We start from the raw sequence: 15,622 nt of genomic DNA, 5'->3' as shown, positions 1-15,622 counted from the left end.
ACTTGATAATAGAAAAACACTTCTATTAAGAGGAAAGGATTACTGAGGCGGCCGACGTCCAGACAGAGAACGACGTTCGTTCATTCTCGCTTCTATACGTTTAAGCAAAGACGTACGATGGAAAATAGTACCGCCAATAATGCCAATGGAACTGCCGATAAAAATGTCCAATATCCTGTGCTGCAACAAGATATCAGTCGACATGTCGGCACTGGTGAATTCCGCCATAATCACAGTCAAAGGGGTAATGAAAATCACCGCCGCCGCGTAATTTTTAACGATAAAAACCTCAATTAAAAACTGAAACACAAACATGAAAAAAGCCAAATGCCAGTAATTTGGCTGAATGGAAAAAACACACCAAGCCAACCCCATGCCAATCACAGTGCCTATGATTCGATGTACATTTCGATGCCAAATCATTCGATAGGTCGCCCCTTGCAGAATCGCCGCACAGGAAATAGGTACCCAAAGAGCATTGGCTAACTGCAACCACATGGCAATCAAATAAGACAAGCCGATGAAAAAAGCGACTAAAAACCCTTCCAGTAAAATCGCATTCACTCGAGAATCCGTTTCAAATTGACTGAGGGGAAGATCGTTTGCTCCCGTCATTAAGCTGTAAATAAAAGCAATAATACATGCCATCATACCGCCCAAAGCCACCATTCCGACATTGGCTGGCAGCTTAGCCAAATCAAACGGTAAGTAAATAGCCAATGCCGACACCAAAATAAAGAAGAAACTCCCCGGTGTTGGCAAACAGTAGTATCGAGTGATCACGATGGCGCCGAAGGATAAAATAGCCAAGGCCAAGGCTGCAGTATAAGGATTAAAACTCGACAAAGCCCCCACGCTGAAACACAACATAAAGCCGAATGAACACATTGCCATGGTCACCATACGATGTGCCATACGAGTTTTCGGTAAATATAAAATCACCATGGCGCCCAAACTGGCTAAGGTCGCTATGGCAAACTGCCCTAATGCCGCACCAATAAGAGGAGGAATCCCCACACAAATCGCCGCCACGACCGCAATATGCCAAGGGCGCTTCACGTCACTCCATGAAAACAGACTTCCTACTTGCTCTTTAATTGACTTCAGCAATGAAACACTCCTTTATTGGTCTGACTGAATGAACGGATTAACGATAAATTCGCTCGGCCCACACGCTTAATCCAGATGCCACACTACCAAAATGATCGCCATCCACCACAGGAATACGACCAATTTCAGCTTCAATGGCAGCCCGAATAACAGGGGATTGCGCTGAGCCGCCGGTAATATAGATAAGGTCAGGTTGCTCCCCGGCTTGCTCAATGGCTTCAGTCATTAGAGACAACATTTTCTGCAACGGCGGCGCGATGGATTTGGCCATGGCTTCGCGAGGCAAACTTAACCCCAATTCAGCTTCAATGTAATCCAATGACACTTGATGAGATAACGAACTTGATAAAGCTATTTTAACCTCTTCCGCATTACGAACAATGTGAAAGTTTTGCTTATCTTCTCGCAATCGAGCAAAACGAGAGATCAATTCAGGCTGCTTGGCATCTCGTAACAACTCTTCTATCTGCTGCTGAGTTTGCTGACTATTGAAGGTAGAAATAGCCGACACATCATTGGTAGTCACGGCATTCCAATACAATTGCGTCGGCATTGGCAGACCGGTTTTAAGTCTCGAGTCCATTCCAAACAATGGCATAAAATGCTTACCGGCAATGCGTATGTCTAAATCATTTCCCCCAACACGCTCACCAGTATGAGCCAGAAAATCCTCTTTACGATCGAGTTTTTCAGCATAACTTGGCCCCATTCTCACCATGGCACAATCCGTCGTACCACCACCAATGTCGACCACTAAAACCGTTTTGTCTTGCTCGAGTCTGGTTTCAAAATCTAACCCTGCAGCAATCGGCTCATATAAGAACTCAACGAACTCAAACCCGGCTCGTTTACTGGCCGTTGTCAGAATATCCAGGGCTTGACGATTACTTGCTTCCGCATTGATACCTTGAAAATTAACGGGACGGCCGATGACGGTTCGAGTCAAACGCTGCCCCAATACGGCTTCGGCTTTTCGTTTAACATTCTGCATCATGCACGCCACCACATCCTCAAAGAAATGAATGTGTTCACGACGTAAACCCGACCCGCCTAAAAAAGACTTTGGCGATTTAACAAAATAGCCCTCTTCTGGAAAATCATAATATTCAGCAAAGGCTTTTCGGCCAAAAAACAACACTTGATCGTCCTGCCGGATATCCTCTTCTCGACGCACTCGCTGTGCTCGTAACAGTGCGGCTTGCCTATCATGAAGAAAGGCTTGGCGTTGCGCTTCATCAAGCATATTATGGCCAACGGATTCCGTTATTAAGTCTCGATCGAGTGCGTATAACGTCGATGGCAGAAACGCGTTGTTTTCTTCCAGAGGAAGTAAACGAGCTCCGTTATCTGACATAACACTCATTGCGCAATTAGATGTGCCATAATCGAAACCACAAATCATTTGATAAACCTGACCTTATATTCACTAACGTTTCAAAAACAGCGGACGATAACATAGAGAGAATGGACTGTCAGCTAAGCGGATCCAACAAAAAAATGTGTCAATGACATCATAAGAATAAACCAGACAAGCGCAACGAAAGAATAAAAAACGCACTCAAAGGAACAATGCTGAGACCACCATAAATTTAGTCTTTATGGATAACACACTAACTACCCAGGAGCAGATGATGCACCTTTCACTACAAAGCAAAATCATGTTACAAGCTATACTCGTTGCCGTTATTATTGCAATCGGAGTCGGTGGCGTATCCTTCTACGATTTCACCACCAGCAGTGAAGCTAAAATCAAATCGGAAGCGAGTTCACAGGCGGAATCCATCTCCACATACATTAACGCTTGGTCAGATGATCGTTCAAACACGATGAAGGCCGTCAAACAAAAAATTGAAAGGGCATTAACGGCCAACCCACAAGTAAACGAACAACAAATTCTCGATATATTGCAACAAGCACAAACCAGTTTAAGTTTTGGCATGACCTTTTTAGGGCTTGAAAATGGCGCTATGTATCGACACGATCCCTCCTTAAACAGTGCGGATTACGACCCGCGAGTTCGCAGCTGGTACAAAGACGCCAAGAGCAAAAAATCGGCTTATGTCACCGCACCCTATATTTCTTCGTCAACAAAAAAACTCTCTATGACCTTTGTTGAACCCATCATAGTCAATGGGCAGTTTAAAGGTGCCATTGGTGGGTTGGTATTTTTAGACGACTTATTGAATAAAATCACCGCGTTGAAAGTGCTTGGTAATGGCTATAGCACCTTACTTGATGGCAACGGAAAAATCATTGCGCACCCAGACAAAGCGCTTATTCTAAAAGAAGCCACTGAGTTATCCCCTAATCTAACAGCCAACTTTTTAAATGAGGCCCGACGCACGGCTAAATTCACCAATCTAACGATCCAAAATCAAGAAGTCTTAATGTACGCCAGTAAAATTAAGAACAGCCCTTGGGTATTAGGATTGATGATGGACCAAAAAACCCTAGATGCCCCACTTTACAAACTGGGAATGAACATCCTCTTTGCAGTGGTGATTTTATTGGTGCTGGTGTCTCTCGTCGTGATGCAAATTTCACGCATTTTATTAAAAGACTTACGACGCGTTTCTGAAAGTATGGCGCAAATCGCTCAAGGTAATGGAGACCTTACTCAGCGTTTAACAACCCATTCAAAAGACGAAATTGCAGAACTGGTCAACAACTTCAATCACTTCGTTGCCCTACTACAAACCACCATTTCACACTTAAAAAAAATCGGCGTGGATTTATCTGACCAAGCCAATGCCTCTTATCGTTCATCGCAACAGAGTGCTGAAAAACTGGAAGAGCAACAAGGCAATATTTCCATGGTGGCCACAGCCATCCATGAGATGGCCCAAGCCACACAAGAAATTGCCAGCAATGCCACTAACACAGCCAATAATGCAGATGAAACAGTCAACGCAAGCACTCTAGGACAACAACAAGTCCTGAAAAGCCAAAACAGCATTCGTGCTTTAGCTTCAGACATAGAAGGGGTTGCAGAGGTTATTAATAACTTGAGCCAAAACGCCGATGGTATTAATACCATCCTAACCACCATCTCTGGAATCGCTGAGCAAACCAATTTACTGGCACTAAATGCCGCAATCGAAGCCGCTCGAGCAGGTGAACAGGGTCGAGGATTTGCCGTCGTCGCAGACGAAGTTCGCGTCTTGTCACAACGTACCTACAGCTCCATTGAAGAGATTCAGTCCATGATTGAGGCACTTCAAGGCATTACGAAAGACGCAGTAGGTAAAATCGAATTAAGTCATAACAAAGCGGAAAGCAGTGTATTGGATGTCAATGAAGCAAAAAACAGCCTAGACCAGATCCAACACTCGGTTGCCATGATCAATGATCGTGCAGCACAAATCGCCACCGCAACGGAAGAACAAACCAGTGTTACAGCGGAAGTGAATCAAAACACGGCTGACATTCAACAAAGTGCCACCGAACTGGTCACACTGGCTTCAGACAGTGCGACCCGCGCTGAAGACCTCAAAACACTTTCAGACGACCTAATGAAAAACATTAATCACTTTCGAACCTAATCTTGTTTTTCACTCTTTAAAAATAAAAATGCCTGACAGTTTCGCTGTCAGGCATTTTTTTGATCACCCATCAATTATGTCTAGTAAAATGTTATACCAAAGGTGATACACCAATGACCGCTTTATGTAAGAAGAACACAATGGCAAACCAAGACACCATCGCAAAGACAAACGCCATTAGGTTATATTGCACGCCACCTTCTTCACGTACCACCCCGTTACGACGATCACGACGTCGATAAACAGCAAAACTGACCACAGACCAAACCAATAAACTGCCGAATAAAATGACGTCCGCTAATGTGCCATTACTCATCAAGTGCGCAAAAGCCCACAATTTAACAGCAATTAAAAACGGGTAACCCATTTTAGATTTCAAGCTTGTCTTTGGTATCATCGCCGATCCAAGAGCAAATAAAGCCACTAACATCACTAAGGCGGAAATATGCTGAACAACGATCGGAGGGAACCACAACCAGATAGGCTCAAGACGCATTTTCTGGTAACCCAAAACAATCAACGCTAACGACAACACACTCAACAAAATAAAACGCGTGCGCCACTGCACCAAGCCCGTTTTCTCTAGGTGCATATCACGCCAGTTTGGCGCCACTACACGTATCGAATGAACGCAGATAAAAATCACCAAACCCACAACTAACATCAACATTAAACATGCCCTCTCATTATCCCCACTCGCTATAAAAGCCACCTAGCCTATAGCAAAAAAACGAACAGGATTATAAAGCAGATCACTGAATAAGGATAACGACTAAATTTGCACAAAAATCGCACATTGGCGTTACAGACAGAAAAAACCGCTAAATGACGTTAAAAAGCGATTAAAAGACAACCAGAAAGCTAGAAAATCCTCACTTGTTTGCTAGAATACCGACTTTTTTACAATCGAGCTGGTGCCATGATCAAAACCCCCTACTACCTCATAGACAAAGCGGCTTTATTAAAGAATTTAGAGAAGATTGCCTATGTGCGAGAAAACTCTGGTGCCAAGTCTTTATTAGCGTTGAAATGCTTTGCAACTTGGTCTGTATTTGACCTGATGCAAGAGTATATGGATGGCACCACATCTTCCTCTCTATACGAAGTGACATTGGGCAAAACTCGTTTTCAAGGGGAAACCCATGCCTACAGTGTGGCTTACTCTGATGAGGAAATCGAAGACGTATTGGCACACTCTGACAAAATCATTTTCAACTCGATTGGTCAATTAAATCGCTTTAAAGACATAAGCGAAAACAAGACTCGCGGTTTGCGCGTCAACCCACAAGTCAGTACGTCGGAATTCATCATTGCCGATCCAGCCAGACCCTTCAGTCGTTTAGGGGAATGGGACCCTGAACAAATCAGCAGCGTCATTAATGACATCTCTGGCTTCATGTTCCACAACAACTGTGAAAACGACAGCTTTGAACGTTTTGACGAGATGCTTAATTTGATCGAACAACGCTTTGGTCACCTGATTGCACAAGTGAAGTGGGTGAGCTTAGGCGGCGGCATTCACTTTACAGGGGAAAACTACCCACTTGACCGCTTTTGCCAACGTCTAAAAGCTTTTGCCGAACAGTACGACATTCAAGTCTATCTTGAACCAGGTGAAGCCAGTATTACTAACAGCACAACCCTTGAAGTCACCGTGCTGGACACCTTATTCAATGGCAAAAATTTGGCCATCGTCGACAGTTCCATTGAAGCCCACATGTTGGACTTATTAATCTATCGTGAAAACGCCAAAATGCAGCCTAACGACGGCGAGCATCAGTACATGGTGTGCGGAAAATCCTGTCTTGCAGGTGATATTTTTGGGGAATTCAACTTTACTAAACCTCTTAAGGTGGGAGATCGCTTGTCTTTTCAAGACGCAGCGGGCTACACCATGGTGAAGAAAAACTGGTTTAATGGCGTCAAAATGCCATCCATAGCCATACGCCAACTGGATGGCAGCATCGAACTCGTCAGAGAATTCGACTATCAAGACTTTGAACAGAATCTGTCTTAACTCTACAGACTCAATTTTTGGAGAGAGTGTTACTATGAAAAAAAATGTCCTCATTATTGGTGGCGGAGGCGTGGCGCGCGTCGTCGCTCACAAATGCGCTCAACACAACGACACACTGGGCAATATCGCAATTGCTTCACGTAGCGTTGCGAAATGCGACGATATTGTAGCCAGTGTCCTAGACAAAGGCAGTATGAAAGTCGAAGGCCGCATTCAAGCATTTGCCCTAGACGCTCTAGACGTGCCAGCCACTGTGAAATTGATTCAAGACACCGAATCTCAAATCGTCATCAACGTCGGTTCTGCCTTCATTAATATGTCTGTTTTGGAAGCCTGTATCGAAACCGGTGCCGCTTACCTAGACACGGCGATCCACGAAGAACCTGAAAAAATCTGTGAACAGCCACCTTGGTACGCCAACTACGAATGGCAACGCCGTGAACGTTGTAAAGACAATAGCATTACTGCCATCCTTGGTGTTGGTTTCGATCCAGGTGTCGTCAATGCTTATGCTGCATTGGCCTACAATGACTACTTTGACAGCGTCAGCGATATCGACATCATCGACATTAACGCGGGTAGCCACGGTAAATACTTTGCCACGAACTTTGACCCTGAAATCAACTTCCGTGAATTTACTGGTCGAGTTTACTCTTGGCAAAACCGCCAGTGGCAAGAAAACAAAATGTTTGAAATCAGCCGTACCGATGATCTTCCTGTTGTTGGTCAGCAAACCGCTTACATGACCGGCCACGATGAAGTGCACTCGTTATCACAGAACCTAGACGTACCAAATGTACGTTTCTGGATGGGCTTCGGCGAGCATTACATCAACGTCTTTACGGTATTGAAAAGCTTGGGACTCTTGTCTGAGCAACCAGTAAAAACCGCAGAAGGCCTAGAAGTTGTGCCATTAAAAGTGGTTAAAGCGGTATTGCCAGACCCTTCTTCTTTGGCACCGGAATACACAGGTAAAACCTGCATTGGCGATGTGGTGAAAGGCATCAAGGACGGTGAAGAAAAAGAAGTCTTCATCTACAACGTGGCCGATCACAAAGACGCTTACAACGAAGTGGGCAGCCAAGGTATTTCTTACACCGCTGGTGTGCCACCGGTAGCGGCAGCCATTTTGGTGGCCAACGGTACTTGGGATGCCAAAGAAATGCGCAACGTTGAGCAACTAGACCCGAAACCTTTCCTAGGTTTGTTGAACGACATGGGTCTGCCAACTCGCATTAAAGACGAAAACGGCGACCGCCCTTTTACGCTTTAAGCCTCCCTTATTTCAGGAAAGCTTATCGTTAGCAAATGAACATCCCCAGTGAGTCTTCTCTCTGGGGATTTTTTATGCGTGATGACGGATTAACCAGCTCATTTAGGGATGCGATGCAAAGAGGCTTTCGTCTTTTCCAAAGCTTGCCTTGGCGTCATTTCCCATACCCTCACAAAGGCTTTATAAATCCCCCACAAAAACAGCAAAGGCATGACCAAGGTTTTGAGAAGAAACAGCGCCATCAAGTTTAAAAACATATCCATGGAAGCATTCAATGAATCCACATACCCCAAAATTTTATTCTTTGCGGCCATGGTCACACGGCTAAAACCAGTGGTAAGACTTTCAAAGGTACTCATTGAGTTATTCATGCGCTCTGTTAATGAAATCATTTCATTGGCAACGTCTCGCTCCTGATCAAGCAAACCAGTCAGACGGATACGTTGACGTCGAATCTCATCGTTCAATTGATCTAACTTGGATTGCACGGCTTTAAGCTCAGCTGAGCGATTAAACAAGCTGTTAAAGGTTCCTTCTTCTGTCGCCAACGTCGATTTTTGTTCGCTCAAGGCTGCTTTTTCTTCATCAAGTCTGGATAACGCTTTACGCAGCAAAGACATTTGTTCTAACAGTGCCTCCTGCTTTTGCCTTTCTCTCTGTAAATCAAGAGCCGCCTGCGCCTTTAATTCGGCCGTTAAATCCAAAGATTGATCGAGTTGATCTGGTGCAACCGGAAAGCCTTCCAGCGCCAAATTGTTTTGTTCAATACGCGGTTCTACAAACGCGCTGTCCACCCAACTGCTCGCCAACGCCACTAAGGCAATGGAGAACTTACACAAACAGGCAAATAAGAACACACGATAGATAAAAACCAAGCCACTGAGAGAAAAGTAATAGCAAACTAAGTAGAGCACACCAGACACACTGATAAAGACTTTGAAATACAGAGTTTGGAAGATTTCCACGAGAAATTTTTGAATCAATAACGACGAAATGGCGTACTTCATGATCGTGGAAAAGTCTTCCACCAAATCGTTCAATGGATCCAGCATTTCACCAATCTGAATCGAGCCAACAATGGGAACATTGAGTGTGACGGTCGACAACACAGACACAGTGGCATTGAACAATCTGGCCAAGCCAAAGGACACAGAAGACGTCACTAACGAGGCATTTATGTAGTCTTCGGCGTAACTGTCTACCACTCCGACCCAAGCCAGCACAATCACGACTGACACAAGTAACAAAGCGCGCCATCTTGTAAACCACTGCTCCATACCCTTCCCTTCATATCGTAATTTTTCGATTCAAGATAAGGACATTAGCTTATTTTTTAATCGATTGCGAAGCATGCGTGGGGACTTACGTCTGAACCTATCTCCCAATGCGATGATAAAAATTCGACAGGGAAAGTAGACAAGAGCCGAAGCCGAATATTCGATGACAACACACCGATATTGCACATTGAAGGCATGATCTGCTGACCAAACAACCAAAGAACAGGGCTGACTTCTAGCCCCCCTGTTCATTGTTTTTAGGTGAAGTGGTTTGCTGAGGATAGGTAAAGCGTATAGAAGTTGTGGGGTTGGGAGTTTGACGCCTCAAACACCAGCAGCGTTTACGCTGTCTGAGTGCTTTGACTTGTTAGCATTATTACCTACTACCGGTGACTCTGGGAGTTTATATTTATTTCCTTTTCCTAATATTTTGTAAGAAACTTTATGTACCTTTTCGATAGGTATTTCAATGATGACCGAAGAATTATTGCTCATTAATATCAAAGACTTAGTTGTTCTTAAAAGCATGTAGTAGTCGTCAGAAATACTATCATCTTCCTTGAAGGAAATTGTAACCTTGGAACCACCGCCATAACCAACAAGCCTTAAAAATTCTGAATAATAATTGACGTTAAATAACAGAAAAAATGAAAAGGCATAGAACAGTATTGCCGATGATATTGAAACCCACCACACTGCCTTTTTGCTCCATGTAGTAAGAAGAGCAATCAATATATAAATACCAGCAAAAACACCAATTTTTAATGCATCAGGTTCGCCCTCTACTCTAAAGAAAATATAGAATCCCAGAAAAAAGCCAATCGCCACAATAAATGAAAATAAAATTGCTAGTTTTGATGAAAAGCTTTTTAATTTAGAAATAGCATCGCCATGTTCGAAGCTTGGGATTTTAATCAGTCCCAGTGTGATTTTCCTAATTAAGCTAAGGACTGAATTTACAACCCCAGAAATCTGTCTTAGATAACTCGCTAATTGCACAGCAATTGCTGAAGCAATAAATCTAGAAATCAGAAATATTAGCGCTATAATTACAGTTAAAAAGAGACTTCCAGCTGTGACTGCAGTTTTTAAATAAGGTATCCCCTCTAGTGGGGGTCTTATCCCAAGCTGTATTGCATAGCTGTAGGTTGCATACTCACTTAAGAAACCAATAAGACCTGGGCCTAAAATAATCCCTATAATAGCCCCAAGAATTAGCTTCAGTGGAAGAGCCAATCCAATATATTTTTCCCAGAGTTCTTTGATCAAAGATATTTCCTATCCTGTATGCTAACGCCTCAATAACCGGCGCAGCTATGCTGCGTCCGGCGCCGTAGGCGCGAAGTTGATTGACTTGTTATGTTGTTGTGGCACTTTCTTCCGTCTCTTCATGACTGTTATTACTTTGCGGTACAGCTGGAAAGTCAACTAGACCAACTGAACCAAAAATGGCTTTGCGGCACTTAGTTGCAAATCTTGCATCTTTATTATCTTTTAAATACTTGGCCACTTTAAATAAGTCTGGAGTAAAAACTAGAGCAGTAGAGCTTGTAGTTGAGGCAGAAAGACATTTTTTCGTAAAGGGGTCGGACCTGTCTTCCAATGGAAGTAACCGATAAGCATTACCAAAAAGCACTGGTTTGGCGGGCTCGTCAACATCCTCTCGTTCGAGATCTTCATGGATATTTAGAGCCAGCTGGCGCAACTTATCAATATTTATTGCTTTGTTATCCTTCCCTTCGGCCTCTCCAATTAATCTACCTTCCTTGGATTCAAATACTGCATCAAATTCAGATTCCCCGTCGTCGAATTGAGAGACTTTGAACCCTATTACTTGCAGAGCGTCAAGGATAGCGAACTCCAATGGCTTTCCTTTCTCGAATAATAAATGCCTAAATCGTTCAAGCTCCCTAACCTCATCCATAATGGATTCTTTCTCTGCTTGCACTTCTTCAAGTTTCTTTTCTACTTTTAATAACTTTTGAGCCTCGCCCTGTTCTTTCTCTAGTTTATATGCCGTATCCTTAGCCCAGTCAGGTTCAGGAGTTAGTTCCCCCTGTGAGTTTATAGCCTTACCTAGTGATACTATGCTTTTAATAAACTTCGCAGAAAACTGCAGAGCCTCAGCTGTCCAATCTCCTTCATTTTCTTCGTCTTCCTCTCCAACAAAAAATGATTCAGGATAAAAATCTATATCAGGTAAACATACCAACGCTCCGTTCGAATTTTTCGAACGAATTACAGTACCAACTGTTTTATCTCCGTGCTTGGTAACCAGGCACGGAGTAAATTCACCCTCAAGAATTACGTTGTACGATGAGACGCTAGAAAACTCACTCCAGTATGCAGATATGATTTCAGAGGCTTTTGGGGAAAGTTTTACTTCTTTGCCCTTAGAGATGAAAGGCTTAAGGTTTAGAGGAATTGACTGATAGTTGTCATAGCCTGTTACGATTCGTGTAGTTTTTTGATTTCTGCCTGTGCCTGAGAACTGTTTTTCGCCTGTCGCAATACTTAGTTGTTTGAGTTCACTCAAGAATATAATTACTAGTTTACCGTGATCTACCGCAGACTTAATTTCTCTTCGCCAATGCTCTGACTGGGCCTTGAGTTTGAATGACGCATCATCAGACAAGCACGGCTTTCCTTGGAACATGCTCTCAGCGCTGAAAATGTAATCATTTATATCAAGTTTAAAAAGAATTATGTCCCAATCCAACAATGAAATATCTGAGTCAAATTCACTAAACCCAATGTCTTCATCCGCGAGACCGAACCCAATAGTTAATATATTTTTCTTTGCCATGGATTATCCATATCTATGAGTACAACATAACGCCGCATTCAGCGGCTTGTCCGCTGCAATGCCTTGTTAGTTTTCGTGTTTAGTTACCGCTCGAATTATTTCTGGGATATCGTCATACGTTTCATACCATATAATTGTAACCCCCAGTTCCTTCATAAGTTCCTCGTTAAGAGTATGATGGCGCTCTAAGAACTTATCAGCAGCGTCCGTATTTTGTATGACTTTTGATTTTTTCCCATTTTTATTCTCATAACAAAATTCACCAGAAGAAAGTCTTTTCATAAACGCAAAATGCTTACTTCTTTCAATATTTTTTGAAGATATATCGAGTAGCCGCCTCAAATTCGGATCGGTCATTGATAAGCCAACCATAAGACAATTGCTTTCCCTAAAAGAATTGAGTTGAACTAGATTTGACCAATGGTATGAATCTGAATAAATTTGATGATAACCCTCTTCCGAAAAAACTAAGGTTGAATTATCTAATCCATCATATGCTTTCCGATCTTCCGGCAAGAAACCATGGACATGGTAGACTGGAAGCTCATCGGGGTCATAACTTTCATTATCTGTATAAATGCACCTATGTAATATTGCATTGTTACTTAACTGCCTTTCGAGAAGGTCATCGAAATTGTAAGTAACAACTGATTTCACTTTCGCTCCTGTACGTCTCGGTAAACACATGGAGGCAATTGACTTAATTAATTCAGAATCTATTGGAAACTTATTATTTCTGAGCTTGTAGAGATTCTTTGTTACTGCTTCTATAAATTCTTTTGCTTCACCATCTCCCTTCGACAGCCCTTTTCGGAGATACCTAGCCGCCATTAATGCCGAAGGCTCATCAATACTATTCAGTCTACTGACAAGATCACTAATATCTTTATCTCCCATTGCAACATCATCATCAAACTCCTGTGTAAGATAAGTAACAAACAATGAGTTCAGCAATGTATTCCAATCTGGCATCCCGGCACTACTTGAAACACCTGCGCCTAGAAATAATGAGAATTGACCTTTTTTATAACAGCTTTTAAGGTTTTCAACTATTTCTTCTCTCTCATGCTTCCAGTCTCTAATAGGCTTAGATATAGCTGAAGATAACCTCAGGGCAAAAAGGTTATTTGCAATTTTATTAACTACCTTCCTGTTCTTAGAGGCAACCTTATTTAGCTCTGCTGGCCCCCAAAATGTTACTTTAAAAGGCAGGTTATTTCGGCTTAATTCATCTTCTACGCGAAATAAAAATTTTTCCGATATCGGCTTAGCTGAGACGATGAGAACGTTTTCGAAATTATTCTCGGTATATTCGTTCAAAAGCCTGTATATCGACCTCTCTATAAAATGCCTTACAGGCAGCCTTGCTAGATTAAATTTTATTTCTATTAATGTTGGGCCAACAAACTGATCAAATCCATCAGGTGCAAACGCATCTCCATATTTCATCGAGTCAGTAGCAATCAAAAGTTTCTTTTCTTGACTCTCAATATGATGCTTTAACAAATGCTGGACGAAAGTTTCAAAGGAGTAATAGCTTTTAGGCCCCCCTTCGTCAATACCAGCAATAATGTCATCAATTATCATTAAATTCGCATCCTTTCTAGAAAACTAACATTTTTAATAGTGCGCATGCGCGTTTAGACAATTCCAAAATTTCGCCAAGACCTTTATAAACAACTGAAAAGTAATGTTTTTATTAACCTATTCACAAAATCCAAATCTGGAAAAACGAGCATGCGCGTTATTTTTGCTGGAGATATTCTTATCCATTGATACTAAAAGACTTTTTCTTTTTCTACCAGCGTAAACGTGCAAAACTGTGATTATTTTTTAGACAAAGCGAGCCAATCATTGGCAACCTCAAAAATAAACTTTATCAAAGTATAGTTTTTGATGACTGCTCACAAGGTTACGTCTGATGGCGCTGCGCTGATCAGACCTACGTTTCGTTGTTAGTGGTGAGCCAATTTGAGGCTGCTGGACTAACCCCATCCTAACCTTCCCCTTGAAGACATAAGGGGAAGGAACAGGAGAGTTCGTCATGTGTGAAACGCTTTTAAACGTAAAAAGAGATAATGAGCCTGTCAGCAAAAAATGCTCGACACGTTCCTGAATGTGCGAAAGGATTTAAGCGACTTTTTGGTTACTTTTGTGGCGCTAGACAAAAGTTACCCGCCTAGCAGGGCGGAAAAAAGCTCCCCGACCAAAGCTAATGAGAAGCACATGAACAAACCTCAGGCAAAGATAAAGAAGCTCCCCCAACCAAAGCCAACCAGAGGAAACGAACAAAATACCGGGCAGAGAGAAAAACTAACTGAATACCGGGCAAAGAACAAAGCTGCTAACATAAACGCTCAAAAGTCGACCAAAATAAGGAAAACAAATGAGTCTGATTTGCGAATTGAATGATTTACGACGCTTATATCACCAACGCGTTCCTAAGATGTTTCAAGGCTATTGCGAGTCAGGTTCTTGGACACAACAAACCCTTAAGTTAAATACCTCCGACTTCGATCACATCTTGTTTCGCCAAAGAGTGGCACGAGATCTAGAGCCACGCTCACTCGCCACTCAACTGGTGGGGCATAATGTGAAAATGCCATTGGCCTTAGCCCCAGTCGGTTTATTGGGTATGCAGCATGCTGATGGGGAAATCCTCGCCGCCCAAGCCGCAGAAGAGTTTGGTGTGCCTTTTACCCTATCAACAATGAGCATATGCTCAATAGAAGCCGTCGCCGCCAAAACGCAATCGCCTTTCTGGTTTCAGCTTTACGTGCAGAAAGACCGTGAGTTCACCAAGAAACTGATCGATCGAGCCAAAGCCGCCGGCTGCTCTGCATTGGTCGTAACATTAGATTTGCAAATGATTGGCCGTCGCCATGCCGACCACAGAAACGGCATGACAGCACCGCCGAAATTAACCATTCCAAACTTGCTCGACATTGCCCGCCGCCCTCGTTGGGCAATGAATATGCTAAAAACCAGCAATCGAGGATTTGGTAACATTCAGGGCTGTGCCACCGGCGTGGACGACATGAACGACCTAATGAAATGGACAGCGAGTTCATTTGATACCAAGTTAAGCTGGGAGGACATCTGCTACTTCCGCGACCTATGGCAAGGTCCACTCATCATCAAAGGCATTATGGAAGTGGAAGACGCTAAAGAGTGCGTCAAATTAGGCGCTGATGCGATCGTTGTATCCAATCACGGCGGTCGACAGCTGGACGGCGCTCGTTCTTCTATTAGCACCCTACCTGAAATCGTTGCGGCAGTTGGCGATCAAATTGAAGTCTGGCTAGACAGCGGCATTCGCAGTGGTCAAGACATCATCCGAGCAAAATCCCTCGGCGCGAAAGGTGTGATGGTGGGGCGTCCTATGGTGTATGGCCTTGGTGCTATGGGCAAAGCCGGTGTTACCCGTATGTTAGACATCTTTCACGAGGAAGCCGAACTCACCATGGCCTTCATCGGCCACCGAGACATCGAAAAAGTTTGTCGTGACGACATCGTGTTTCAACATGAAAAATTTCGCCATACAACGTAAGTTATAAGTACAAAACTCGATCAATATCCCCTAACGAAGAAGGCCCA

General features: G+C 43.1%; 11 protein-coding genes. 4 read left to right on the top strand and 7 right to left on the bottom strand.

What is annotated here, in order from left to right:
- Positions 1-39: 39 nt before the first annotated feature.
- Both OA79_RS07920 and yegD read right to left on the bottom strand, forming a co-directional pair.
- Positions 40-1,110 (bottom strand): FUSC family protein, encoded by a 1,071-nt coding sequence (locus tag OA79_RS07920; protein ID WP_063332686.1) that lies wholly within the window; start codon positions 1,108-1,110, stop codon positions 40-42.
- Positions 1,111-1,147: 37 nt separating this feature from the next.
- A complete protein-coding gene (gene yegD, locus OA79_RS07915; RefSeq protein ID WP_063332685.1) occupies positions 1,148-2,512 on the bottom strand; it encodes a molecular chaperone in 1,365 nt (454 codons plus the stop codon).
- Positions 2,513-2,738: 226 nt separating this feature from the next.
- Between yegD and OA79_RS07910 the strand changes: the two genes are divergently transcribed.
- The gene (locus tag OA79_RS07910; RefSeq protein ID WP_231908830.1) at positions 2,739-4,652 is read left to right on the top strand and encodes a methyl-accepting chemotaxis protein; all 1,914 of its coding nucleotides are present in this window, start codon (positions 2,739-2,741) and stop codon (positions 4,650-4,652) included.
- Positions 4,653-4,743: 91 nt separating this feature from the next.
- Here OA79_RS07910 and OA79_RS07905 read toward each other — a convergent pair whose 3' ends face one another.
- A complete protein-coding gene (locus OA79_RS07905; protein WP_063332683.1) occupies positions 4,744-5,322 on the bottom strand; it encodes an NnrU family protein in 579 nt (192 codons plus the stop codon).
- 249 nt (positions 5,323-5,571) lie between these two features.
- Between OA79_RS07905 and nspC the strand changes: the two genes are divergently transcribed.
- A complete protein-coding gene (nspC, locus tag OA79_RS07900) occupies positions 5,572-6,669 on the top strand; it encodes a carboxynorspermidine decarboxylase (RefSeq protein WP_063332682.1) in 1,098 nt (365 codons plus the stop codon).
- 34 nt (positions 6,670-6,703) lie between these two features.
- Positions 6,704-7,942: a saccharopine dehydrogenase family protein gene (locus OA79_RS07895; RefSeq protein ID WP_063332681.1), complete on the top strand. Its 1,239-nt coding sequence runs from the start codon at positions 6,704-6,706 to the stop codon at positions 7,940-7,942.
- A gap of 98 nt (positions 7,943-8,040) precedes the next feature.
- Here OA79_RS07895 and OA79_RS07890 read toward each other — a convergent pair whose 3' ends face one another.
- From OA79_RS07890 to OA79_RS07875, 4 genes are all read right to left on the bottom strand, one after another.
- Positions 8,041-9,219, bottom strand: a complete 1,179-nt coding sequence (locus OA79_RS07890) for a hypothetical protein (protein ID WP_063332680.1) — start codon at positions 9,217-9,219, stop codon at positions 8,041-8,043.
- A 324-nt stretch (positions 9,220-9,543) separates the two neighbouring features.
- Positions 9,544-10,488, bottom strand: coding sequence for a hypothetical protein (locus tag OA79_RS07885; protein ID WP_063332679.1), 945 nt, complete (start codon positions 10,486-10,488; stop codon positions 9,544-9,546).
- 88 nt (positions 10,489-10,576) lie between these two features.
- Positions 10,577-12,025 carry a hypothetical protein gene (locus tag OA79_RS07880; protein WP_063332678.1) on the bottom strand — a complete coding sequence of 483 codons (1,449 nt, stop codon included), beginning with the start codon at positions 12,023-12,025 and terminating at the stop codon, positions 10,577-10,579.
- A 66-nt stretch (positions 12,026-12,091) separates the two neighbouring features.
- Positions 12,092-13,612 carry an SIR2 family protein gene (locus OA79_RS07875; protein WP_063332677.1) on the bottom strand — a complete coding sequence of 507 codons (1,521 nt, stop codon included), beginning with the start codon at positions 13,610-13,612 and terminating at the stop codon, positions 12,092-12,094.
- 799 nt (positions 13,613-14,411) lie between these two features.
- On the opposite strand from OA79_RS07875, the gene OA79_RS07865 reads away from it, so the two are divergent.
- Positions 14,412-15,575, top strand: coding sequence for an alpha-hydroxy acid oxidase (locus OA79_RS07865; RefSeq protein ID WP_063332675.1), 1,164 nt, complete (start codon positions 14,412-14,414; stop codon positions 15,573-15,575).
- Positions 15,576-15,622 lie beyond the last annotated feature (47 nt).

The sequence above is a fragment of the Marinomonas sp. TW1 genome (genome assembly GCF_001625355.1).
In the GTDB taxonomy this organism is placed as follows: domain Bacteria; phylum Pseudomonadota; class Gammaproteobacteria; order Pseudomonadales; family Marinomonadaceae; genus Marinomonas.
This window is presented reverse-complemented; position numbering and strand designations above follow the sequence as displayed.

Coding starts and splice junctions, on each gene's coding strand:
- OA79_RS07865 (WP_063332675.1), top strand. CDS start 14,412: ATGAGTCTGATTTGCGAATTGAATGATTTACGACGCTTATATCACCAA.
- OA79_RS07910 (WP_231908830.1), top strand. CDS start 2,739: ATGATGCACCTTTCACTACAAAGCAAAATCATGTTACAAGCTATACTC.
- nspC (WP_063332682.1), top strand. CDS start 5,572: ATGATCAAAACCCCCTACTACCTCATAGACAAAGCGGCTTTATTAAAG.
- yegD (WP_063332685.1), bottom strand. CDS start 2,512: ATGATTTGTGGTTTCGATTATGGCACATCTAATTGCGCAATGAGTGTT.
- OA79_RS07890 (WP_063332680.1), bottom strand. CDS start 9,219: ATGGAGCAGTGGTTTACAAGATGGCGCGCTTTGTTACTTGTGTCAGTC.
- OA79_RS07880 (WP_063332678.1), bottom strand. CDS start 12,025: ATGGCAAAGAAAAATATATTAACTATTGGGTTCGGTCTCGCGGATGAA.
- OA79_RS07905 (WP_063332683.1), bottom strand. CDS start 5,322: ATGTTGATGTTAGTTGTGGGTTTGGTGATTTTTATCTGCGTTCATTCG.
- OA79_RS07875 (WP_063332677.1), bottom strand. CDS start 13,612: ATGATAATTGATGACATTATTGCTGGTATTGACGAAGGGGGGCCTAAA.
- OA79_RS07895 (WP_063332681.1), top strand. CDS start 6,704: ATGAAAAAAAATGTCCTCATTATTGGTGGCGGAGGCGTGGCGCGCGTC.